The sequence below is a fragment of the Pseudoduganella umbonata genome, from assembly GCF_014192225.1.
GTDB classification, from domain to species: Bacteria; Pseudomonadota; Gammaproteobacteria; order Burkholderiales; family Burkholderiaceae_D; genus Rugamonas; species Rugamonas umbonata.
On record NZ_JACHXS010000005.1, the window covers coordinates 283786 to 307406 of the forward strand.

At 66.9% G+C, this 23621-nt stretch carries 21 protein-coding genes; 17 read left to right on the top strand and 4 right to left on the bottom strand.

All coding sequences use genetic code 11. The annotated features are described in order from the left end of the window. Positions 1-214: 214 nt before the first annotated feature. The gene (locus FHS02_RS15410) at positions 215-2371 is read right to left on the bottom strand and encodes a DUF6600 domain-containing protein (RefSeq protein ID WP_137315351.1); all 2157 of its coding nucleotides are present in this window, start codon (positions 2369-2371) and stop codon (positions 215-217) included. Between the two features lie 112 nt (positions 2372-2483). Further along, on the bottom strand, positions 2484-3116 hold the full coding sequence (locus tag FHS02_RS15415) for a LysE family transporter (protein ID WP_137315352.1): 633 nt from the start codon (positions 3114-3116) through the stop codon (positions 2484-2486). Positions 3117-3226: 110 nt separating this feature from the next. Here FHS02_RS15415 and FHS02_RS15420 point away from each other — a divergent pair, with 110 nt between their 5' ends. From FHS02_RS15420 to FHS02_RS15495, 16 genes are all read left to right on the top strand, one after another. Continuing rightward, complete coding sequence (locus FHS02_RS15420; protein WP_137315353.1) at positions 3227-4159, top strand: DUF808 domain-containing protein; 933 nt, start codon at positions 3227-3229, stop codon at positions 4157-4159. A 74-nt stretch (positions 4160-4233) separates the two neighbouring features. Next, positions 4234-4659, top strand: a complete 426-nt coding sequence (gene yiaA, locus FHS02_RS15425) for an inner membrane protein YiaA (RefSeq protein WP_137315354.1) — start codon at positions 4234-4236, stop codon at positions 4657-4659. 125 nt (positions 4660-4784) lie between these two features. After that, positions 4785-5261: an SRPBCC domain-containing protein gene (locus FHS02_RS15430; protein WP_137315355.1), complete on the top strand. Its 477-nt coding sequence runs from the start codon at positions 4785-4787 to the stop codon at positions 5259-5261. A 39-nt stretch (positions 5262-5300) separates the two neighbouring features. After that, positions 5301-5663, top strand: a complete 363-nt coding sequence (locus FHS02_RS15435; RefSeq protein ID WP_229422287.1) for an ArsR/SmtB family transcription factor — start codon at positions 5301-5303, stop codon at positions 5661-5663. Positions 5664-5752: 89 nt separating this feature from the next. Continuing rightward, complete coding sequence (locus FHS02_RS15440) at positions 5753-6712, top strand: IS1595 family transposase (protein ID WP_137315356.1); 960 nt, start codon at positions 5753-5755, stop codon at positions 6710-6712. Positions 6713-6975: 263 nt separating this feature from the next. Continuing rightward, positions 6976-8625, top strand: a complete 1650-nt coding sequence (locus FHS02_RS15445) for a methyl-accepting chemotaxis protein (protein WP_137315357.1) — start codon at positions 6976-6978, stop codon at positions 8623-8625. Between the two features lie 16 nt (positions 8626-8641). Continuing rightward, on the top strand, positions 8642-10078 hold the full coding sequence (hemN, locus tag FHS02_RS15450; RefSeq protein WP_137315358.1) for an oxygen-independent coproporphyrinogen III oxidase: 1437 nt from the start codon (positions 8642-8644) through the stop codon (positions 10076-10078). Positions 10079-10095: 17 nt separating this feature from the next. Beyond that, on the top strand, positions 10096-10887 hold the full coding sequence (locus tag FHS02_RS15455; RefSeq protein WP_137315359.1) for a sulfite exporter TauE/SafE family protein: 792 nt from the start codon (positions 10096-10098) through the stop codon (positions 10885-10887). Next, complete coding sequence (locus FHS02_RS15460; protein WP_137315360.1) at positions 10884-13316, top strand: heavy metal translocating P-type ATPase; 2433 nt, start codon at positions 10884-10886, stop codon at positions 13314-13316. The genes FHS02_RS15455 and FHS02_RS15460 overlap by 4 nt, the downstream gene beginning before the upstream one ends. A 10-nt stretch (positions 13317-13326) precedes the next feature. Continuing rightward, positions 13327-13473 carry a cbb3-type cytochrome oxidase assembly protein CcoS gene (ccoS, locus tag FHS02_RS15465; RefSeq protein ID WP_137315361.1) on the top strand — a complete coding sequence of 49 codons (147 nt, stop codon included), beginning with the start codon at positions 13327-13329 and terminating at the stop codon, positions 13471-13473. Positions 13474-13780: 307 nt separating this feature from the next. After that, positions 13781-15196 (top strand): cytochrome-c oxidase, cbb3-type subunit I, encoded by a 1416-nt coding sequence (gene ccoN / locus FHS02_RS15470; RefSeq protein WP_137315362.1) that lies wholly within the window; start codon positions 13781-13783, stop codon positions 15194-15196. A gap of 10 nt (positions 15197-15206) precedes the next feature. Continuing rightward, on the top strand, positions 15207-15833 hold the full coding sequence (ccoO, locus tag FHS02_RS15475; protein ID WP_137315363.1) for a cytochrome-c oxidase, cbb3-type subunit II: 627 nt from the start codon (positions 15207-15209) through the stop codon (positions 15831-15833). A gap of 4 nt (positions 15834-15837) precedes the next feature. Further along, positions 15838-16002 carry a cbb3-type cytochrome oxidase subunit 3 gene (locus FHS02_RS15480; protein WP_137315364.1) on the top strand — a complete coding sequence of 55 codons (165 nt, stop codon included), beginning with the start codon at positions 15838-15840 and terminating at the stop codon, positions 16000-16002. Continuing rightward, positions 15995-16918, top strand: coding sequence for a cytochrome-c oxidase, cbb3-type subunit III (ccoP, locus tag FHS02_RS15485; protein ID WP_137315365.1), 924 nt, complete (start codon positions 15995-15997; stop codon positions 16916-16918). Before FHS02_RS15480 ends, ccoP begins: the two co-directional genes overlap by 8 nt. A 3-nt stretch (positions 16919-16921) precedes the next feature. Then, positions 16922-18295, top strand: coding sequence for a cytochrome c oxidase accessory protein CcoG (gene ccoG / locus FHS02_RS15490; RefSeq protein ID WP_137317581.1), 1374 nt, complete (start codon positions 16922-16924; stop codon positions 18293-18295). A gap of 9 nt (positions 18296-18304) precedes the next feature. Next, the gene (locus tag FHS02_RS15495; protein ID WP_371861421.1) at positions 18305-18826 is read left to right on the top strand and encodes a FixH family protein; all 522 of its coding nucleotides are present in this window, start codon (positions 18305-18307) and stop codon (positions 18824-18826) included. 145 nt (positions 18827-18971) lie between these two features. On the opposite strand, the gene fnr is transcribed toward FHS02_RS15495, so the two are convergent. Then, positions 18972-19727 carry a fumarate/nitrate reduction transcriptional regulator Fnr gene (gene fnr / locus FHS02_RS15500; protein ID WP_137317583.1) on the bottom strand — a complete coding sequence of 252 codons (756 nt, stop codon included), beginning with the start codon at positions 19725-19727 and terminating at the stop codon, positions 18972-18974. A 154-nt stretch (positions 19728-19881) separates the two neighbouring features. Here fnr and FHS02_RS15505 point away from each other — a divergent pair, with 154 nt between their 5' ends. Then, positions 19882-23079, top strand: coding sequence for a response regulator (locus tag FHS02_RS15505; RefSeq protein WP_137315366.1), 3198 nt, complete (start codon positions 19882-19884; stop codon positions 23077-23079). Here FHS02_RS15505 and FHS02_RS15510 read toward each other — a convergent pair whose 3' ends face one another. Then, the gene (locus FHS02_RS15510) at positions 23080-23553 is read right to left on the bottom strand and encodes a hypothetical protein (RefSeq protein WP_137315367.1); all 474 of its coding nucleotides are present in this window, start codon (positions 23551-23553) and stop codon (positions 23080-23082) included. It abuts the gene before it with no gap. Positions 23554-23621: the final 68 nt, after the last annotated feature.

Below are 23621 nucleotides of genomic sequence, written 5' to 3' on the forward strand. Positions count from 1 at the left end.
TTGGGACATCGGTACAGTCACGGGATTGGCTTGCTGCGGACCATCGGGGGCCTGTCGTGCGTGCTTTCCCGGCATTTCCACACTGTAGACAGTGTACAAATCGTCCGCTACGGCTTTGTGACAGGCTGCACGAAAATGCGGATGAACGAACAAAATTCCGGACTGGGCCGCAAAACCGGGGCCCAGCCGTGGAATGTTCCGCTTATTCCGATTGTTAGCGCTCGCGGACGCCTTCCGAACGGTCGGGACGTCCACCGCGCGGCTGCACGCTGGGCGCCGGCGCCGCCGGTGCCGGCTGGGCAACCGGTGCGGGACGGGGTTGCATCGCGGGCGGCGGAGGTGCTGGCTGGGCAACCGGTGCCGGACGTGGCTGCATGACCGGCGCCGGCATCGGCACTGGTGCCGGCCGCGGCTGGGCGGCCGGTGCCTGCTGCTGGATGGACATGCGCTGCTGGGCCGCAGCCGCGGCTTGCCGGCGGCTTTCCATGTCGCGGAACGCTTCACCGCGCTCCTGCGCCCGCTCCTGCATCCGCTCTTCCCTGATTTCGCGCTGCCGCTCCAGGCGCTCGTTCCGGAAGGCGCTGGCCGGCGCCTGCTCCAGCTGCGGGCGCGGCTGGGGTGCGGGCTGCGGTGCCGCCACCGGCGGAGCGTTGAAGACCGGCTGGCTCACGGGCCGTTCGATCTGCGGACGTTCGACTTGCGGCCGCTCCACGCGCGGCCGTTCGGTAACGATCACGTTGCCGCGGTTCGGCGCCTCGAAGCGTTCCCGCTGCATCCGTTCGGCTACGCTGTCGACGCTGCGCTCCGCCTGGAACCGGTTGACCGTGGCATCGCGGCCGCGGTCGATGCGGTCCGGCGTACCGTCGCCATCGCGATCCGTCTGGATGCGGTTGACGGCCGGTGCCTCGCGATTGCGGTCGGTCTGCAGCCGATCGGGCGTGCCGTCACGGTTGCGGTCGGTGTAGGGGCGCTCGGCAATGCTTTCGCGCTCGGTCTGCAGCCGGTTTGTCTGAGGTCCATTGATTGGAGCGCCATTAATCTGTGTCCCGGTGATCTGCGGGCGGTTGACCTGCACGCCGCCCGCCTGCGGCCGGTCGGCGATGCCGTCGCGGTTGCGGTCCGGCGAGCGGGCGAAACCGGGCACCACCGGCGCGGCGACCGGCAGGTTGCCCGGGTTCGCCGCCACGGAGGCACGCGGCAGATTGTTGACGCGCACGCTGCGGCGGTCTTCGAACTGCTCACGCGGCACGATCGTGATGCCTTCCCTGCGCACCTGCGTGTTCTTCCACCGCTCGTTGCCGCGGTATTGCCAGCCCAGGCGGCGCTCATGCTCCGGCGACACCTGGTAGTGCGGCACGTAGCGGTCGCGCGGCGTCAGCGGATACCAGCCCAGGCCGGGACGGCGGCGGCGGTCGTTGAACGCCACGGACCAGCCGTCGCCGCCCACCCAGCCCACCAGCGCCGGTGCCCACACGGGCCGGCCGACGATGCGGCCGGGCGCCCAGTACCAGCGGTTGCGCACCGTCACCCAGCGGCCGTAATGGAACGGGGCATAGCCCCACGGCGCATTGTCGACCCAGGTCCAGCCCCACGGTGCCACCCAGGCCCAGCGGCCATCGCTGTACGGCGACCAGCCCGAAGAGATGGAGCTGGGCGCCCACAGCGGGCCGTAGTCGTCGTTGACCGTCCAGCTGCCGTAATGGTCCAGCTCTTCGTAGCCGGTCACGTAGCTGGGAATGTAGCGGGTGGCGATCGCGGCATCGTCGCGGCGGTCGCGCGCGAAGGCCCAGGAATCGAACGAGTCCTGCAGCGCCTGCCCGGTGCGCACGTCGTCGCCCCGGATCTCGGCGCGTTTGCCGGTGCGCAGCGTGAGCGCCGTGCCCGCTGCTTCCAGCCGGGCGATGCCCGTCAGCACGGAAACGGTAGTGGTGTCCGGCTCGCGGTCGGTATCGACGCGCACGGTGCCGGGTTCGGTCAGCAGTACGCGGCCGTGCGGGGTGGCCAGCTCGAAGCCGGACAGCGCCTGCGCATCGCGGATGCGCACGCTGGCCGCGCCATAGTTCAGGCGCAGCCGCATCACGTCTTCGTCCAGCTCCTCGATATCGAGCGCGCTGTCGCCGTCGAGGCGCACGGCCACCGGCCCCACGCGAAATTCGGTGCGGGCGCCGCGCGCGGTGGCGATGCGGTCGCCGCCCTTGACGGGCCAGTTCAGCAGGTTACCGGTTTCGTCGCCGTCATCGGTCCGCACCGTGACCTGGCCCTCGGCAGCGGAAATGCGGCCCACCAGCGTCGGCGGCTCGGCGGCCAGCGCCAACGACGAGGCGGCCACCACGGCCGCCAGCAACAGGAAGTGCAAGAATTTGCGGGACATCAGTATCTCCGGCGACGTTATGTGGATCGTTATGTGGTTCAGCTACCTACCTGATATAACGCCGGAAACACGCCGAAGTGGACGTCCGTTACAAATAATTTCCAATCGTCGTTCAGGCGTTACGTTTGACGAAGAACAGCGCGGCACCCACCCCCATCAGCAGCCCGCCGAACACGCGGTTCTGCAGGCGCATGGCCCGCGCATCGCGGAAATAGCCTTGCATCGTGGAAGCCAGGAACGCATAACCATGCATGACCGTCATGTCGATCGCCACCATCGTCGCGGCCAGGATCAGCAGCTGCGGCAGCACCGGTTCGCCCTGCGTGATGAACTGGGGCAGCACGGCGACCATGAAGATGATGCCTTTCGGGTTCGTGGCGTTGGTGAGGAAGCCCGTCAGCAGGCGGCGCTTCACGGACGGCGCCGCGGCACGCGCCACCGCCACTTCCGCGCCTTCCTTGACCTTGGCGCGCCATTGCGACAGCCCCAGGTAGATCAGGTACAGCGCGCCCACCGTCTTGACAATATTGAATGCCACTTCGGACGCCAGCAGCAGCGAACCGACGCCGGCGCCGGCGATGAACAGCACCAGCAGCAGGCCCAACTGCAGGCCGATCACCGTGGCGCTGGCTTTCTTCACGCCATACGACAGGCCGTGCGACATCGACAGCACCGCGCCGGAGCCGGGCGACAGCGCGATGATGATGGCGGAAATGGCGAAACCGAGCCAGGTGGCGAAACTCATATCGATCCTTGGTAAAGAGGTCCTGCTGAAAAGAGGCGATTGTAGCGTGGGGCTGGCCGGCGAACGAGTAAGGTAAGATTGCCGCATTATCATTATTGAGAGATTTTCCGATGGCCGGATCCAGCCTGCTTGCCCTGATCGACGATATTGCCACCATCCTCGACGACGTTGCCGCCATGAGCAAAATCGCCGCGAAGAAAACCGCCGGCGTGCTGGGCGACGACCTGGCCCTGAACGCGCAGCAGGTCGCCGGCGTGAAAGCTGACCGCGAACTGCCGGTGGTGTGGGCGGTGGCCGTCGGCTCGATGAAGAACAAGGCCATCCTGGTGCCCGCCGCGCTGGCGATCAGCGCCTTCGCACCGTGGGCCATCACGCCGCTGCTGATGATCGGCGGCGCCTACCTGTGCTTCGAGGGGTTCGAGAAGCTGGCCCACAAGTTCTTGCACAGCAAGGAAGAAGACGAGGCGCACCATGCCGAACTCGTTTCCGCCGTGGCCAACCCGCAAGTGGACCTGGTGGCGCTGGAAAAGGAAAAGATCAAGGGTGCCGTGCGCACCGACTTCATCCTGTCCGCCGAGATCATCGTGATCGCGCTGGGCACCGTGGCCGGCGTGCCGTTCAGCCAGCAGGTGGCGGTGCTGGTCGCCATCGCGCTGGGCATGACGGTCGGCGTGTATGGCCTGGTGGCGGGCATCGTCAAGATGGACGATGCCGGCCTGTACCTCACGCAGCGCACCGGCGCCGGCATGGCGGTGCCGCGCGCCATCGGCCGCGGCCTGCTGGCCGCCGCGCCGAAACTGATGAAACTGCTGTCGGTGCTGGGCACCGTGGCGATGTTCATGGTGGGCGGCAGCATCATCACGCACGGCGCGCCGTTCCTGCATCACGCGATCGAAAGCGCCGCGGCGGCCGGCGGCCCGGTCCTGGGCGCGATCACGCCGCACGTGGCGGACATCGTCGTCGGCGTCATCACCGGCGCGATCGTGCTGGCGGTCGTGACCGTCGTTGGCAAGATGCTGCGCGGCATCAAGCGCAAGGCGTGATGGTTCTGGTCTGATCCGGAAGCGGCGCATCCGACGCCGCTGTCCGCATCGACACCATTCCTGAAGGAGTATCCATGGCAATCACGCAACGTCCCACTTCCGCCTTCGTCGGCGCTTCCTGGCTGGCACTGCTGGTCGGCGTCATCACCTACCTGGCCGGCCTGTGGAATGCCACGATGCAGCTGAACGAAAAGGGCTACTACTTCACGCTGCTGCTGTATGGCCTGTTTGCCGCCGTCTCGCTGCAAAAGTCCGTGCGCGACCGCCTGGAAGGCATCCGCGTCACGTCGCTGTACTTCGGCCTGTGCTGGGTTTCCGTGCTGGCCGCGCTGGTGCTGCTGGGCGTGGGCCTGTGGAATGCCGCGCTGGCGCCGAGCGAAAAAGGGTTCTATGCGATGTCGTTCGCGCTCAGCCTGTTTGCGGCGGTGGCCGTGCAGAAGAACGTGCGCGACAGCGCGGAGCCTGTCGACGCTCTCGACGACAAGTCCGCGAACGGCTGACAAGACCTTTTACACAGGGGTCCACCCCGCCCGCGCACTATTCCTGAACGCCTTATTAGTGAAGTCTTGACTTCAGTGTTTCGCCCTCCTACACTGAAGTCTCAACTTCACTATCGGAGGCAGCCATGGCTCACGCAGCGCAGTTCGATACCTTCACCCTGGAACGTATCTTCGCCGCCCCGCTGGCGCGCGTGTTCCGGGCGTTCAGCGATCCGCACGAGAAGAAGCGCTGGTTTGCCGAAGGCGCCCAGCACGAGATCGAACAGTACGACATGCGATTCGAAGTGGGCGGGCGCGAACTGGCGCGCTACCGCTTCAAGCCCGGTACGCCCTTCGCGGGCGTGGCGCTGGCATCGGACGGATACATCCTCGATATCGTGCCGGAACAACGCATCGTCGCCGCCGCGACGATGGCGATGGGCGAACGGCGTTTTTCCGCGTCGTTGCATACCTTTGAATTCTTCGGCGACGGATCCGGCGCCACGCGCCTGGTCTTCACCCACCAGGCGATGTTCGGCGACGGTGCGGACGGCCCGGAACTGCGGCGGGCCGGCTGGCAGCAGCTGCTGGACCAATTGCATGCCGCCCTGGCGGTCCACTAAAGGGGCCGCATGAAACAGGTAACGATAAATCAGCTACCGATGAATCACATAACGATGAACCACGCGACATCCATGCAGGCGGACGCGGCGGACCAGGTGTTCGCCGCGCTGGGAGACGCCACCCGCCGCGCGATCGTCAAGCTGGTCGCCCAGGGGCCGCAATCGGTCAGCGCCCTGGCCACTGCGCTGGGTGTGACGCTGACCGCCATCTCCCAGCATCTGCGCGTGCTGCAAACCTGCGGGCTGCTGCGGACACGCAAGGTCGGCCGCGTCCGGATGTGCGAGCTCGACGGCCAGGGCCTCGACGTCCTGGCACAGTGGGTGACGATCAACCGCCGGATGTGGGAACAGCGTTTCGATGCACTGGACGCAATGTTGCAGGAGAATCCTGAAGGGAAGTAAAGGCGCTGTTCGCTTTAACTGAGGGAACTTCTCCCCGGAACCGCTGTCTGATCTCCTGTTGAGATACTTCATGTATATCAGGAGGCCGTATGGGTGCAGCAGAGCTCGGCGCCGTCATCGCGGCGCTCGCGAAACTCCAGCTTTCCGAGAATGAGATCGCCTTGCTGCAAGGCGCGCTCGCCACGTTCGTACAACCGGGCCAGTGCCTGCGCCTGATCGAGGAAGCCGCCGGCAGACCTGCATGTCCGGTGTGCGGCAATCCACGGTGCCACCGCTGCGGCCATGCCAATGGTTTGCAACGTTATCGCTGCGTGGTGTGCCGGCGCAGCTTCAACGCCCTGACCGGCACGCCGCTGGCCCGCCTGCGGCTGCGCAACAAATGGCTGCCCTACCTGCAATGCCTGATCGACTCGACCACCGTGCGCGCCGCGGCGGAACGGGTCGCGGTCGCCAGGTCCACCAGCTTCCGGTGGCGCCACCGGTTCATTGCCGGCGTGCGCCGGGAACCGCGGCCGCAGTTATCCGGCGTCGTCGAAGCAGATGAGACTTATCATCTCGAATCGCAAAAGGGCTCGCGCCACATGGACCGCCCGCCCCGCAAGCGCGGCGGCAAAGCCAGCCGGCCCGGCATCAGCAAGCAGTTCGACTGCATCCTTGTCGCCCGCGACCGCAATCGGCAAACCTGCGACTTCGTCACCGGCCGCGGCCCGGTCAGTGCCAGCCAGCTGGCGCAGCACCTGCGACCGGTGCTGGCGCCGGACGTGTTACTCGTCACCGATGCCGCCAGGTCGTACCGGGCCTTCGCGCAGCGCGCCGGGATCACGCACGAAACCGTGAATGTGAAGGCGGGCATCCGGGCGCGCGGCGCGATCCATATCCAGAACGTGAACGGATGGCACAGTCGCTTCAAGACCTGGCTGCGGCGCTTCAATGGTGTCGCGAGCCGCTACCTGGCCAACTACGCAGGCTGGCAACGCGTGCTCGATGCGGCTGTATTAACAACGCCGAGGCAGTGGCTCGGCGTTGCTATAGAAAAATTTAGCGGATGAGTCCCGGCACTTTGAGACAACAGAACGGATAAAAGTTCCGTACCTACAGGAAATGTCGAGCCAACGCGTACAGCGCCGAAGTAAAACTAAAAAATTAAAACAATGGAACAGGCACCTGTTGCCGGGGCAATACCCGGAAACAGGTGCCTGTTCCATTTTTGATCTACATCAAGGTTTTCAAGTGTTGCCCTACCTAAACTGGAACCCATGGCGCAATTGCCATTGAGAAACATAAAAATATATCCAGGCCCAGGAGTAACCAGATGCGCAAGAACTTGCCCGTCACCGCCCGCGAAGTGGAGCTCGACGACGATCACGCGATCGTGTCGAAGACCGACCTCGACGGCAACATCGTTTACGTCAACCCGTATTTCATCCACATCAGCGGCTTCAGCGAGGAAGAACTGATCGGCGCGCCGCAGAACATCGTGCGCCACCCGGACATGCCGGCCGAAGCCTTCGCCGACCTGTGGGCATCGATCCGCGCCGGCATGCCATGGACCGGCATCGTCAAGAACCGCTGCAGGAACGGCGATCATTACTGGGTCAAGGCCAACGTCACGCCGATCCGCGATGGCGGCCGCGTGACCGGCTACATGTCCGTGCGCACCCGGGCCTCGCGCGAGCAGGTCGCCGAAGCGGCAGCGGCCTACGCCGCGCTGCGCGCCGGCAGCCGCGCACTCGCCATCCGCCATGGCCAGATCGTCCACCGCGGCTTGCCGCACCTGCTGGGGCGCCTGTCCCATGTCTCCCTCGCGATGCGCATCTGGCTGTCCACCAGCGTGGTCAACGTGCTGCTGCTGGCTGTCTGCCTGGCCAGCCTGTTCGCCGATGGAACGGGAGCCGGCGTTCGCTACGGCATCTTCGCGGCCACCTTCGCCGGGCTGCTGATCAACGTCTTCCTGTGGTACACGCTGCGTGCCGGCATGCTGCAGCCGCTGGCCCGCGCGCTCGACGGCGCCCGCGCCATCGCCGCCGGCGATCTTTCCGGCTCGTTCGACACGCGCAGCACCGACGAAGTGGGCCAGCTGATGCGCGCCCTGCAGCAAATGAACAGCAACCTGATCGCCACCATCCGCGACGTGCGCGTCAACGTGGAAACGATGGCGGTGGCCACGCGCCAGATCGCCGCCGGCAATGGCGACCTGGCCGGCCGCACCGAGGCGCAGGCGGCCAGCCTGGAACAAACGGCGGCGTCGGTCGACCAGTTCTCGTCCACGGTGAAAGCCAATGCCGACAATTCGCAGGAGGCCAGCAAACTGGCGGTGGCCGCCTCGCAGGTGGCCGAAGAAGGCGGTGCCATCGTCGCCGACGTGATCGCCACGATGGACGACATCAATGCGTCGTCGAAGCGCGTGGTCGACATCATCGGCCTGATCGAAGGCATCGCCTTCCAGACCAACATCCTGGCGCTGAACGCCGCCGTCGAAGCGGCCCGCGCCGGCGAGCAGGGCCGTGGCTTCGCGGTGGTGGCGGGCGAGGTGCGCAACCTGGCGCAGCGCTCGTCCATGGCGGCAAAGGATATCAAGGGGCTGATCCACGCCTCGGTCGGCAAGGTCGGCGCGGGCATGGAACGCGCACACCGCGCCGGCGCCACGATGGAACACGTGGTCGCCTCCGTCCGGCAGGTCACGTCGATCATGCAGGAAATCTCCACCGCGTCGCACGAGCAGAGCCTCGGCGTAGGCCAGGTCAACAAGGCCATCGGCCACATGGATGAGGTGACGCAGCAGAATGCCGCGCTGGTCGAGGAAGCCGCCGCCGCCGCCAGCAGCCTGGCCGACGAAGCACACGGCCTCGCGCAGGCGGTCAGCGTGTTCAATTTCGGCAAACGAACCAGCACACGCCTGGAGCGCCCCGGCCGCGCTCCCGCGCGCACTATCGAGCACACCCCACAACGCCTGGCCGCCTGACCTCACTGGAATCATCATGACCACCATGCCGTCCGTGCAGTTCGATGCAGACATCGTCAGCAAGCTGTCGATGTCCGGACCGCGCTACACCTCCTATCCGACCGCCGACCGTTTCACCACGGATTTCGGCTACGGCGACTACCTCGAAGCGCTGGCGGGACTGACGTACCGCGGCGGGCGCAGGCCGCTGTCGCTGTACCTGCACGTGCCGTTCTGCGACCGCCTGTGCTACTACTGCGCCTGCAACAAGATCATCACGAAGGACCGGTCGAAGGCCGCCACGTATCTCGGCTACCTGAAGCAGGAGACGGCCATGCAGGGCAAGCTGTTCGCCGGCATGAACCGCGTGGAGCAGTTGCATTTCGGCGGCGGCACGCCTACCTATTTCTCCGATGCGCAGATGGCCGGACTGATGGCGCACCTGCGCCGCCACTTCGACTTCGCGCCCGATGACGAGGGCGAATACTCGATCGAGATCGATCCGCGCACCGTCGACCCGCAACGCATCCATTCGCTGCGTGCGCAGGGTTTCAACCGCGTCAGCCTGGGCGTGCAGGATTTCGACGCGGACGTGCAGAAGGCCGTCAACCGCATCCAGCCCTACGAGGAGACGATGGCGGTGATGAACGCGGCGCGCGACGCGGCTTTCCGCTCGATCAGCGTGGACCTGATCTACGGCCTGCCGAAACAGACGATGCAGACGATGGAAGAGACGCTGTCGAAGATCATCGTCGCCAACCCCGACCGCATCGCACTGTACAACTACGCGCACATGCCGCACCTGTTCAAGCCGCAGCGCAGGATCAGCGAAAGCGATCTGCCGGCCGCCACGGCCAAGCTGGGCATGCTGGCGCTGTGCATCAGCCGCCTGACCGTTGCCGGCTACGTCTACATCGGCATGGACCATTTCGCCAGGCCGGAAGACGACCTCGCCGTGGCCCAGCGCCAGGGACGGCTGCACCGCAACTTCCAGGGATACTCCACGCATGCCGAGACGGACCTGGTGGCCTGCGGCGTCTCGGCCATCAGCGCCGTCAACGGCACCTACAGCCAGAACGAGAAAACCCTCGACGCGTATTACGCGAAACTGGATGCCGGCAAGCTGCCGATCGTGCGCGGCCATCGCCTCGACAACGACGACCTGCTGCGCCGCTTCGTGATCCAGCGGCTGATGTGCAATTTCGAGCTGTCCCTGGCATCGGTGGCGCAGGGCATGGCGGTGCCCTTCAAAGAGTATTTCGCGCCCGAACTGAAGGAGCTGGGCGCATTCGTGGCCGATGGCCTGGTCACGCTGGAGGATGACTGGCTGACCGTCACGCCGAAGGGGCGCCTGCTGATCCGCAACGTCTGCATGGTGTTCGACCGCCACCTGCGCCAGGCGCGCCTGCAGGCTGCGGCAATGCCGGCCGCCGCGGCGGCAACGCAGCCGCTGCGCTATTCGCGCACCATCTGAGCGGTGGGGAGGCCAGCATGGATGGGCTGAACCTGCTGCCCGCGTTTGCCGTCGGCATGGCCGGCAGCGTGCACTGCATCGGCATGTGCGGCGGCATCGTGGGCGCACTGAGCGGCGCGCTGGGTGGAACCGGCGCGCGCCGCACGATCCCGATCGCGCCGGCCAGTTCGGCCGGTTCGGCCACCTCAGCCACTTCGGCCACGGCTGCCCTCGACGGCGCCGTGCGCGTGCTGGCTTACAACGCCGGCCGCATCGCCAGCTACATGGTGGCCGGCGCCCTGGCTGGCGGGCTCGCCAACGGCGCCGGCACGCTGGTGCTGGCGGCGCGCTGGCAGGGCGTGGCCTACCTGCTGGCCAATACGATGCTGGTCGCCCTTGGCCTGTACCTGATGAATGCCTGGCATGGGCTGGCGCGCGTGGAAGCGGCCGGCAACGTGCTGTGGCGCCGGCTGCTGCCGGCGTTGCGCTACCTGCTGCCGGCCGATACGCTGCCGAAGTCCTTCGCACTGGGTGCGCTATGGGGCTGGGTACCCTGCGGCATGGTGTACAGCATGCTGCTGACGGCGCTGCTGGCCGGTTCCGCTGCCGGCGGTGCCGCGGTGATGCTGGCGTTCGGGGCCGGCACGCTGCCGATGCTGCTGGCACTCGGCGTGGCCGGTGCGCGGCTGCGGCAGGCGATGCAGCACCCTGCCGTGCGTGCCGCCTGCGGCATGCTGGTGCTGGGCTTCGGCGTGCTGGGCCTGGTCCGCTACGGCACCGGCGTGCCGCACGGCTGGCTCGACGCGCTGTGCCTGGGAGTGCCGGCATGAACGCGATGCTGAAGCCGCAATGCTTTCACTGCGGCCTGCCGGTACCCGCGGGTTCGGCATGGCGCGTGACGGTCGGCGGGGCGCCGCGCGACATGTGCTGCCCCGGTTGTGCCGCGGTGGCGCAGACGATCGTCGACATCGGCCACGAAAGCTATTACCGCGAACGCACCGGTTTTGCCGCCACCGCGGAAGATGCCGGGCCGGTGCCGCCGGAACTGCGGCTGTACGATGCCGATCCGCGCTTTGTTTCCCCCAACAGTACGGACGCTGCGGAAAACGAGGCGGTACTGCTGGTCGAGGGCATCCGCTGCGCCGCCTGCGTATGGCTGGTGGAAGGGCGCCTGCTGGCGCTGCCCGGCGTGACCGCCGCGGAACTGAACGTGGCCACCGAAAGGCTGTCCGTACGCTGGCACGGCGATCGCGTGGAACTGTCCGCCATCCTGCAGGCACTGCGCACGATCGGCTACGGCGCCTGGCCATACGATGCCGACCGCCACGAGGAACAGCTCGACAAGGCCGGCCGCACGCTGGGCCGGCAGCTGTTCGTGGCCGGCCTGTCGATGATGCAGGTGATGATGTACGTCGCTCCGTCCTACCTGGCCGGCGACGGCACGCTCGATGCCGACATGGCCGCGCTGATGCGCTGGGCCAGCCTGCTGCTGACGATTCCCGCCGTCGTCTATTCGGCGCAGCCTTTCTTCAGGGGCGCCTGGACCAGCCTGCGCGCGCGGGCACCCGGCATGGACGTGCCGGTGGCGCTGGGCATCGCCGCGGCCTTCGCCGGCAGCTGCGTGGCCACGGTGCGCGGCAGCGGCGACGTGTACTTCGACTCCGTCACGATGTTCGTGTTCCTGCTGCTGGCCAGCCGCTGGCTGGAGCTGCACGCGCGGCGCAAGGCGGCCAGTACGCTGCAGCGCATGCGGCATGGCCTGCCGTCGGCCGCCACGCGTTTCGCCGACTGGCCGGCATCGGGCACCACCGCCGTCGTCGCTGCCGCCGCACTGGTACCGGGCGACCACGTATTCGTCCGTACCGGCGAGGCATTCGCCGCGGACGGCCTGGTCGCCGAAGGACGCACCTGCGTCGACCTGTCGCTGCTGACCGGGGAATCGGCGCCGCAGCCGCGCGGGCCGGGCGAGGGCGTGCCGGGCGGCGCCGTCAATGCCGGCCCCGCCGTCGTGCTGCGCGTCACGCAGGCGGCCGGGCACAGCACCTTGTCCGGCCTGCTGAAACTGGTGGAGCAGGCCGGCAGTGCCAAGCCGCGCATTGCGCAGTGGGCCGATCGCGTCGCCTCGCGCTTCACGGTTGCGCTGCTGCTGCTGGCAGTGCTGGCGTTTGTCGCGTGGCAGTTCGTCGACCCGGCGCAGGCATGGCCGGTGGCGATCGCGGTGCTGGTGGTGTCGTGCCCTTGCGCGCTGTCGCTGGCCACGCCGTCGGCACTGGCCGCCGCCACCGGTGCGCTGCTGGGCAAGGGCGTGCTGGTGGTGCGCCCGCACGTGCTGGAGACACTGCACCGCGCCACGCACGTGGTGTTCGACAAGACCGGTACGCTGACCGCCGGCCGCCCCGCCGTGCAGTCCGTGCAGCTGCATGGCGACATGGACCGCAGCGCGTGCATCGCCATCGCCGCCGCGCTGGAGGAGGGCAGCCTGCATCCGATCGGACGGGCCATCGCGGCGCTCGACAGCGAACTGCCGCGCCTGCACGGCTGGCATGCCGGCGGCCTGTCGGAAACGCCGGGGCAGGGCCTGGAAGGCACGGTGCAGGGTCGGCGCTACCGGCTCGGCAACGGCGGCTTCGTCGCCGCGCTGGCGAACGGTACCCCGCCGCCCGCGCTGCCGGACAGCACGGCCGTCTATCTCGGTACCGACGGCCAATGGCTGGCCTGCTTCGCGATCACCGATCCGCTGCGGCCCGATGCGAAGGCCACGGTCGACCATTTCCGCGCGCAGCGCAAGCAGGTGATCCTGCTGTCCGGCGACCGGCAGGTGCTGGCCGACGCGGTGGCCGCGCAGCTGGGCATCGTCAAGGCGATCGGCGACTGCCTGCCGGCGCGCAAGCTCGATTACGTGCAGCGGCTGCAGCGGCTGGGCGCCGTCGTCGCGATGGTCGGCGACGGCATCAACGATGCGGCCGTGCTGTCCGCCGCCGACGTGTCGTTCGCGATGGGCACCGGCGCCGCGCTCGCGCAGGCCAGCGCGGACACCGTACTGCTGCATGGCCAGCTCGGCCTCGTGGCCGAGACCGCCGCCACCGCCAGCGCGACGATGCGCGTGATCCGGCAAAACCTGGCCTGGGCCACCGTCTACAACGCGGTCGCGATTCCCGCCGCCGCGATCGGGCTGCTGGGGCCGTGGCTGTCCGGCGCCGGCATGGCCGCCAGCTCCGCGCTGGTGATCCTCAACGCGCTGCGGCTGCGCAAGCGCTGACGAGGCCGCGATGGAATCCCTGTACCTGCTGGTCCCCCTGTCCATCGCGCTGGTCTTCGGCGCGCTGTGGATCTTCTTCCGCGCCTCCGACGACGGCCAGTTCGACGACCTCGAAGGCCCCGCCCTGCGCATCCTGCAAGACGACGACAACGGCTGAACTGGTCGCAAAACAACACCAGCAACACCAGGGACAGTCCCCGATTTTTAGCAACAATCTTGTGGTGTTTACATCGCACGCTGATAGCTGGCGAATACAAACAATGTGCGCGACTTATGGCGCGTCGGATTCCCCACAAATTCTTAGCCCGCCAGCAATCTGTTGCTAAAAATCGGGGACAGTCCCCGAATTTTGGCAACAGTTTTGGAGTCGAGGCGTGCACTTGGTCAGTTTTGATTTAGGTCAAAGTTTTTGAACAACCCGCTGCGTACTCTGTGACGCATATCAAGAACTCAGGGGTGTTCACGTGGAACAGAACTATAACTACAAGGTCGTGAAGCAGTTCGCGATCGCGACGGTGCTGTGGGGCGTCGTCGGCATGCTGGTCGGCGTCGTCATCGCCGCTCAGCTGGCGTGGCCCGCGCTCAATTTCGATGTGCCGTGGCTCACGTATGGCCGCCTGCGTCCGCTGCATACGAATGCCGTGATCTTCGCGTTCGGCATCTCGGGCCTGTTCGCCACGTCGTACTACGTGGTGCAGCGCACCTGCCAGGTGCGGCTGTTCTCGGACCGCCTGGCCGCCTTCACGTTCTGGGGCTGGCAGGCGGTGATCCTGTCCGCCGTGATCACGCTGCCGATGGGCTTCACGCGCGGCAAGGAATACGCGGAGCTGGAATGGCCCATCGCGATCCTCATCGCGGTAGTGTGGATCGCCTACGCGATCGTTTTTTTCGGCACCATCGTCAAGCGCAAGGTCCGGCACATCTACGTGGCCAACTGGTTCTTCTGCGGCTACATCCTGGCCGTCACGCTGCTGCACGTGGTGAACGGCATGGTCATGCCGGCCACGCTGACGAAATCGTATTCTATGTACACCGGCGTGCAGGACGCGATGATCCAGTGGTGGTACGGCCATAACGCGGTGGGCTTCATCCTCACCGCCGGCTACCTGGGCATGGTGTACTACTTCATCCCCAAGCAGGCCGGGCGCCCCGTCTACTCGTATCGCCTGTCGATCGTGCACTTCTGGGCACTGATCTTCACCTACATGTGGGCTGGCCCGCACCACCTGCACTACACGGCGCTGCCCGACTGGACACAGTCGCTGGGCATGGTGTTCTCGCTGATCCTGCTGGCGCCTTCGTGGGGCGGCATGATCAACGGCATCATGACCCTGTCGGGCGCATGGCACAAGCTGCGCACGGATCCGATCCTGAAGTTCATGATCGTCTCGCTGTCGTTCTACGGCATGGCCACGTTCGAGGGCCCGATGATGTCGATCAAGACCATCAACGCGCTGTCCCACTACACCGACTGGGGCATCGCCCACGTGCATGGCGGCGCGCTGGGCTGGGTGGGCTTCATCACGATGGGCTCGATCTACTACCTGCTGCCGCGCCTTGCCGGCCAGACGAAGATGTACAGCACCCGCCTGGTCGACCTGCACTTCTGGGTGGCCACCGTCGGCGTGGTGCTGTACATCGCCGCGATGTGGATCGCCGGCGTGATGCAGGGCCTGATGTGGCGCGCGGTCAACCCGGACGGCACGCTCACCTACACCTTCGTCGAGAGCGTCAAGGCAACCTACCCGTACTACGTGGTGCGCTTTGCCGGCGGCACGCTGTACCTGGCCGGCATGGCGATCATGGCCTGGAACACGTGGATGACGCTGCGCGGCCGCGAGGTGCCGGTCGCCGCCATCCCGCAACTCAAGGCAGCCTGAGGACAACGACATGAAATTTATCCGGAATTTTTCCCACGAGTGGATCGAAAAGAACCCCTGGCTGCTGATCGCCCTGGTGACGCTGGTGGTATCGGTCGGCGGTGCCGTCGAGATCGTGCCGCTGTTCTTCCAGAAGTCGACCACCGAACCGGTGGCGGGCCTGACCCATTACTCCCCGCTGCGCCTGGTGGGCCGCGACATCTACGTGCGCGAAGGCTGCTACGCCTGCCATTCGCAGATGGTGCGCCCGTTCCGCGCCGAGACGGAGCGCTATGGCCACTACTCGGTGGCCGGCGAATTCGTGTTCGACCGGCCTTTCCAGTGGGGCTCGAAACGCACCGGCCCGGACCTGGCCAGGGTCGGCGCCCGCTACAGCGACGAATGGCACCGCACCCACCTGCGCAACCCGCGCGACGTGGTGCCGGAATCGAACATGCCCGGCTACCCGTGGCTGGCTGAAACAAAGCTGGCGCCGCAGGACATCGTGCCGAAGCTGCGCGCGCTGCAGCGCCTGGGCGACGGCTATACCGATGCCGAAATCAAGGCCGCACCGGCGGAGCTGGTGGACAAGACGGAAGAAGACGCGCTCATCGCCTACCTGCAAGGCCTGGGCACGCTGATCAAATCGAGGAACTGACGCAATGAGCATCGAACACATTTTCGACAGCGCCAGCAGCGTGATGACGGTGGTCTCGTTCGTCACCTTCGCCGGCATCTGGGCCTGGGCCTGGTCGACCCGCAAGCAACAGGATTTCGCACAGGCGGCACAGCTTCCCTTCGCGGACGAGGAGAACGAGCATGTCTGATTTCACCAGCGATTTCTGGAACCTGTACATCGCCGTGCTGACGGTGCTGGGCATCGTCGGCTGCGGCGTGCTGCTGTACACGCAGTCGGTGCACAGGCTATCGGCCGCCGATGCGGCAGCGGGCAAGGCCGCCACCACGGGCCACGTCTGGGACGACGACCTGACGGAACTGAACACGCCGATGCCGCGCTGGTGGATGTGGCTGTTCTACCTGACGATCGTGTTCGGTGCCGCCTACCTGTTCCTGTATCCCGGCCTGGGCACGTATGCCGGCAAGCTGGGATGGCAATCGGCCGGCCAGTACAGGGAAGAACTGGCGAAGGCCGACGATGCCTACGGCCCGCTGTTCGACAAATACCGCCGGCAGGACCTGAAGGCGGTGGCTGCCGATCCGCAGGCGCGCGCGATGGGCGAGCGGCTGTTCCTCACCTATTGCGCGCAGTGCCACGGCTCCGATGCACGCGGCAACAAGGGCTTTCCGAACCTGGCGGACAAGGACTGGCTGCACGGCGGCGAGCCCGATACCATCAAGCAGACGATCATGAACGGCCGCCACGGCGTGATGCCGCCGATGGGCGCGGCAATCGGTTCCGACAAGGATGTCGAGAACGTCGCGCACTATGTGCTGAGCCTCTCCGGCAGCAGCGTGGCCGATCCGATCAAGAGCGTGTTCGGCAAGAGCAAGTTCACCGCCTGCCTGGCCTGCCATGGCGCCAGCGGCACCGGCAACCGGGCGCTCGGCGCGCCGAACCTGGCCGACAAGACCTGGCTGTACGGCGGCAGCGCCGAGACGATCATGGAAACCATCCGCAAGGGCCGCGACAACACGATGCCCGCGTTCGGCGACTTCCTCGGCGAAGGCAAGGTGCACGTGCTGTCCGCCTACGTGTGGGGCCTGTCCAATGACGTGAGGTAGATGATGAACGCCCCCGTGCCGGAACAGGTGATCCGGATGTACGAAAAGCGCCAGCCGATCCATCCGCGCGAAACGGATGGCCGCTATGCGCGCCTGCGCTGGCTGTGCCTGTGGCTGACGCAGCTGGCGTTCTACGGCACGCCATGGCTGATGTGGAACGGGCGCCAGGCCGTGCTGTTCGACCTGGGCACGCGCAAGTTCTACCTGTTCGGCCTGGTGCTGTGGCCGCAGGATTTCATCTACCTGGCCGCGCTGCTGATCATCTGCGCGTGGGGCCTGTTCCTGGTGACGGCGGTGGCGGGCCGCGTGTGGTGCGGCTTCGCCTGTCCGCAAACGGTGTACACCTCGCTCTTCCTGTGGATCGAACGCCGGATCGAAGGCTCGCGCGCGGCCCGCATCGCGCTCGACCGGCAAGGCCCTTCGGCGCGCAAGTTCGGCAAGCGCGCCGCCAAGCACGCGGCATGGGGCTCCGTCGCGCTATGGACGGGCTTTACCTTTGTCGGCTATTTCACGCCGGTGCGCGAACTGGGCACCGGCGTCGCCACGCTGGCGCTGGGGCCATGGGAATGGTTCTGGGTGCTGTTCTACGGCTTCGCCACCTACGGCAATGCCGGCTGGCTGCGCGAGCAGGTGTGCAAGTACATGTGCCCGTACGCCCGCTTCCAGAGCGCGATGTTCGACCGCGATACGCTGATCATCACCTACGACAGCGGGCGCGGCGAGCCGCGCGGCAAGAAAGCCACCGGCGGCGCCTGCATCGACTGCACGCTGTGCGTGCAGGTATGCCCGGCCGGCATCGACATCCGCAACGGCCTGCAATACGAATGCATCGGCTGCGCCGCCTGCGTGGATGCCTGCAACAACGTGATGGACAAGGTCGGCCAGCCGCGCGGCCTGATTCGCTACAGCACCGACCGGGCCATGGCGGCTAACCTGGCGCCGGCGCAGATCCGCCAGCGTGCACTGCGCCCCCGCGTGCTGGCCTACGGCGCCGCACTGCTGGCCGCGACGCTGTCGGTCGGCTTCGCGCTGGCCACCCGCACGCCGCTGAAGATGGACGTGATCCGCGACCGCGGCTCGATGGGCCGCGAAGTGGACGGCGGCGCGATCGAGAACGTGTACCGGCTGCAGATCATGAACACCACCGAGCAGCCGCACCGCTACCGGATCGCGGCTGCCGGCCTGCCCGGCCTTGCGCTGGCAACGGGCGACGTCGTCGCGCTGGCCGGCACCGAAACGCGCGCCGTGCCGGTGCGGTTACGCGCCCCGCACGGCATGGGCAGGACCGGCTCGAACGGCATCACCTTCACGCTGACGGCGCTGGACGATGCCGCCCTGGCCGTCGAAGAACCCGCGGTATTCATCGTACCGCGCTGAAAGGAGTCCATGATGCACACGATTTCCGCCACCCCCTGGTACCGCGAGCGCTGGCCCTGGCTGCTGATGGCCGGCCCGGCCGCCGTGCTGGCAGCCGGCTGCTATACCGGCTGGCTGGCCTTCGCGCAGCAGGATGCGCTGGTGGTGGGCGATTACTACAAGCGCGGCAAGGCGATCAACCAGGACCTGCGGCGCGACCGCACCGCCGCCGCGCTGGACGCCTCCATCGCGCTGCGCTACGACGCCGCGCACGGCGTGCTGCACGGCCGCCTCGCCACCCGCGAAACGGCGCAGGGCGGTGCACTGCAACTGCACCTGGCCCATGCCACGCAGCCGGAGAAGGATTTGCGGCTGCTGGTGCGCCCCGATGCGGCCGGCCGCTTCGCCGTGCCGCTGCCGCTGCTCGAGCGCAGCCGCTGGACCGTGCTGGTGGAAGACGAACGGCGCACCTGGCGGCTGGAAGGCCGGTGGCATTGGCCAGCGGAGCGGCAGATAACGCTTACCGCGCTGGAGGATCAGGCGCATTCTTAAAACCGGTGACAGACACCAGTTTTTCTGGAACAGGTGTTGCAAAAAAACCGGTGTCTGGGAGGAGCGATGGCCTGCAGGCCATCGCCGCTACGCAGGCGAGAAGCAGTGCTTCTCGAACTCCCCGCTTCGCCACCGGTTTTGGGGTTCAGGCGCAGGTCTCGGTACCGGCCGTGATCGCCTTCAAGCGCGGCAGGTCGAGCACTTCGATCTCGCGGTTCGACACTTTCAGCAGCCCCTGCTTCTTGAACTTGTTCAGCAGCCGGCTGATGCTTTCGATCGTCAGCCCCAGGTAGTTGCCGATGTCCTCGCGCGACATGCGCAGCTGGAACGCGGTGCTCGAATAGCCGCGCACCTCGTAGCGCGAAGCCAGGTTGACGAGGAACGCGGCGAAGCGCTGCGTGGCCTGCATGTTCCCCAGCAGGAGCATCACGCTCTGCTCGCGCGTGATTTCCTGGCTCATCATGCGGTGGAAGTGCCGCAGCAGCGTGGGCATGTCGACCAGCAGCCGCTCCAGGCTGGAGAACGGGATCTCGCACACTTCGCTGTCCTCCAGCGCCAGCGCGCTGCAGTAATGCTTGTCCGTGCTGATCGCGTCCATGCCCAGCAGTTCGCCGCCCATCTGGAAGCCCGTCACCTGTTCCTCGCCGTTGGCGTTGATCTGGTAAGTCTTGAAATGGCCGAGCCGGATCGCGTACAGGTTCGTGAACGGCTCGCCGATACGGAACAGGTTCTCGCCCTTCTGCACCCTGCGGCGGCGGCCGATGATCTTGTCCAGCCTGTCCATGTCGCCCATGTCCAGCCCCATCGGCAGGCACAGCTGGTGCATGCTGCAGGTCGAGCAGCGTGCCTTCAGGATCTCGATCGTGGCGCCGGGCAGGGTCAGGGAAGGAAGCTCATGCATCTTTGTCATGGTCGGTTTGCGGTTGACCTACAGTGTACTTGATCGCACCGGCCGCGGACGCCCGCGGCAACTTGCAGCATGCGTGCCCTCCCGCACAGTACGCCAGTGGCGATGCGGCGCATAGTGACCCGATAACAACGCGGCGGGGGAGACAATGCGACCGCTCGGTATCAAGGCGAAAGTCGCACTGGCGACGACGGTCACGTCCATCGTGATGATCGCGCTCGTGACCGTGCTGCAGGCCCAGCGCATGCAGAAGGATTTTTCGCGCGTGCTGTTTGCCCAGCAGGATGCGCTGGTCGCCCGTACCGCGATCGAGGTGGATGAAAAGATGGCGCTGCTGCGCGACATCGTCGCCGAATCGGCGCGCTGGCAGCCCAGTGGCATCTGCACCGACCCGCCGGCACTGCGCGCGCACTACGACTACAGCGCCGTCCTGCGCCTGTTCGACGACGTCCTCGTCGTCAGCCCGGCCGGCAACATCGTGGCCGACGTACCCGCGTTGCCGGGCCGCCCCGGCATCAGCGTGACGGACCGCGCCTACTTCCAGCGCGTCATGACGGAGAAATCGCCACTGATCGCCGAACCGGTGATCGGCAAGGGGAGCGGGCAACCGGTCGTGCAGATGGTCGCCCCGGTGCTCACCGAGGAAGGCGACGTGGCCTGCGTGGTGATCGGCGTGCTGCGGCTGTACAAGAGCAACCTGCTGGGACACCTGCGCACCGCCAAGGTGGGCCGCACCGGCCATTATTTCATCGTCACCGGCTACGAGCCGTCGGTGTACGTGGTGCATCCGGATCCGGCCCGGCTGCTGCAACCACGTAATCCGGAGGGCTACGCCGCCACCGTGCTGGCGATCCGGAAAGGCTTCGAAGGCACCACGATCAGCACCGATGGCCGCGGCGTGCGCGCGCTGCTCAGCTACAAGCGCCTGAGGACCGTACCATGGATCCTGGTTGCCAACCTGCCTGCCGAGGAAGCCTTCGAGCCGTTCGAGGACCTGCTGATGCGCCTGGCCCTGTGGGGCACGCTGGCCTCGCTCGTCACCGCGGCCGTCATCACGTCGATCATGCTGCGGCTGATGGCGCCGCTGATGCGGCTGCGCGATGCGATCGGCGCGCTGCGCGGCGGACCCCGGCACTTCGCACCGCTGCCGGTCACGTCGCGCGACGAGATCGGCGAGCTGACCGCCGCGTTCAACGACCTGATGCGCGAACGCGAAGCGGCCGACGCGCACGCCCGCGGCCTGATGGACGAGCTGGAAACCCGCGCCGCCGAGCTGGAGCGGGCGCGCGACCGGGCCGAGGCGGCCAACCGCGCAAAAAGCGATTTCGTCGCCAATATGAGCCATGAAATCCGCACGCCGATGAATGCCGTGCTGGGCATGGCCCAGCTGCTGCAGAACACCGACCTGGGGCCGCAGCAGCGCAAGTACCTGCACATGATCCGCACCGCCGGCGATTCGCTGCTGGGCATCCTGAACGACGTGCTGGATTTCTCCAAGATCGAGGCACAGCGGATGGAACTGTCGCCTGTCGAGTTCGACCTCGACGAATCGATGAGCACTCTGGGCACGACAATGACGATGAATGCCGGCGACAAGGAACTGGAGCTGGCCATCGTCGTCGACCCCGAGGTGCCCCGGCTGCTGCGCGGCGATGCGCTGCGCCTGCAGCAGGTGCTGGTCAACCTGGCCGGCAACGCGATCAAGTTTACGGCGCAGGGCGAGGTCGTGGTCGAAGTGAGCCTGGTGGAATACCGCGCGGGCGACACGGAGGCGGTACTGGGCTTCGAGGTGCGCGACACCGGCATGGGCATGAATCCGGAGCAGCTGTCGCACCTGTTCCGGGCCTTCACGCAGGCCGACGAAAGCATCACGCGCCGCTTCGGCGGCACCGGCCTGGGCCTGGCGATCACGCGCAGCCTGATCGAACTGATGGGCGGCGAGATCCGCGTGGAAAGCGAACCTGGCAAAGGCAGCCGCTTCTGGTTCGCGCTGCCGTTCGGCGTGCTGCCGCGGCTGGAGGCGCCGCGCAAGCCGGCCGCCGGCCATCTTGCCGTGCTGGTGGCGGACGACAACGCCACCAGCCGCAACCTGATCGGCCGGCTGATCCGCGCGTGGGGCTGGGAAGCGGACCTCGTCGATTCGGGCAGTGCGGCGCTGGCGATGTTCGCGTTCCGCATGCGCACCAGCCGCCCCTACGACGTGGTGCTGGCCGACTGGCATATGGCCGGCCCGGACGGGCATGCGCCGGCTGCCGCGATCCGGCGCGAGGCCGAGGGGCACCGGCAGCCGATCGTGGTGATGCTCAACGCCTTTGCGCGCGAACGCCTCGAACAGATTTCCAGGAACGCGGAAGCCGACGCGGTGCTGGTCAAGCCGATCACCGGTTCCACGCTGTTCGACGCCTTGCACCAGGCGCTGGCCGTGAAGGGCGCCGCCAGCGAGCTGCTGCCCGCCGCCGCCCCGGGCTATGCCGACCGCCTGCATGGCGTGCACTTCCTGGTGGTCGAGGACAATCCGCTGAACCAGGCGGTGGCGCGCGGCATCCTCGAACATGCCGGTGCCACGCTGGACGTGGCGGGCGACGGCCGGCAGGCCCTCGACGTGCTGCGCAACGATGCGCAGCGTTACGACATCGTGCTGATGGACATGCAGATGCCGGTGCTGGACGGCTTCTCGGCGACCGCCGCGATCCGGTCGGAACTGGCGCTGCGCCTGCCGGTGATCGCAATGACCGCCGGCGTGCTGTCGTCCGAACGGGAGCGCTGCATGGCTGCCGGCATCACGGACTTCATCGCCAAGCCCGTCGTCGTCGACGAGATGATGACGGTGATCGAGCGCTACCTGCCGGCCCGGCGCAGGACGGCCGAAGCGGGGCGGGAAGGGCAGCAGGCACAGCAAAAAGCGCCGCAGGTAGCGCAGCAGGAAGCACAGCAGGAAGCGCAGCAGGAAGCGCAGCCCCCGGAACCGCCGGCCGCGCAGGGCGGCGAACTCGTGTTCAGCATGGACAGCCTGGCGCGCGTGATGGGCCGCGATCCGAAAGGCCGGGCACTGATGCGCAAGATGGTGGAAGGCGCGCTGGAAGGCGGCATGGTGCCGGCGGACGATGCGGATCGCGCGCTGGCAGCCGGCGACGTACAGGCCGCCGCGCATACCTTCCACGCGCTGCGCGGCGCCATCGGCATGCTGGGCGCGAAGCGGCTGATCAGGGCCACGATGGATGCCGAGCTGGCGATCGCGGAATTGCCCGCCGCCCAGCTGGCGCCGCATTTCGCGGCCGTACGCCAGGAACTGGCGCTGGTGCTGGAGGCGGGCCGCGCGTGGCTCGACCAGGGCGAGGCGGGTTGACTACGAGCGGTCGCGGTGATTGAACAGCGCGCCGGCCGCCAGTCCGATGGCGAACGCGCCGTACACCATCGCCAGCGAACGTTTCGACAGGCGCACGTCGAAGCCCGGCTGCAGGCGCTGCGGCGTGAGCTTGTAGTCGACGAAGCAGGCCACCGCCGATGCCGCGGCCGCCGATGCCAGCTTGGATGCCACGCCGGGCTTGTCGAATACCTTGCCCGCGGCCTGCTCGAAAATGCTGGCCCAGAAATGCGAGCTGGCATGGTGGATCGCATAGCCCGTCAGCGTGTATTTCCAGGTAGGTTCGTCGTGCACGAACGCCCTGTCGCCCCACAGCACGTGGCTGATGGCATTCGCTCCCGCATACGGGCTGCCGGTTTCCTGCTTCGAGCGCAGCGCCAGCGCGCCCGTCGAAGCCAGGCTCGCCAGTGCGCCGGGCATCATGCCCTTGATGATGACCTGCTTCCAGTTGTCCATGCGTGTTCTCCGATCTTTTGTGATTTTTGCGTGATTCTTCCTATACTGGGCCCTCCATGACGACGAGG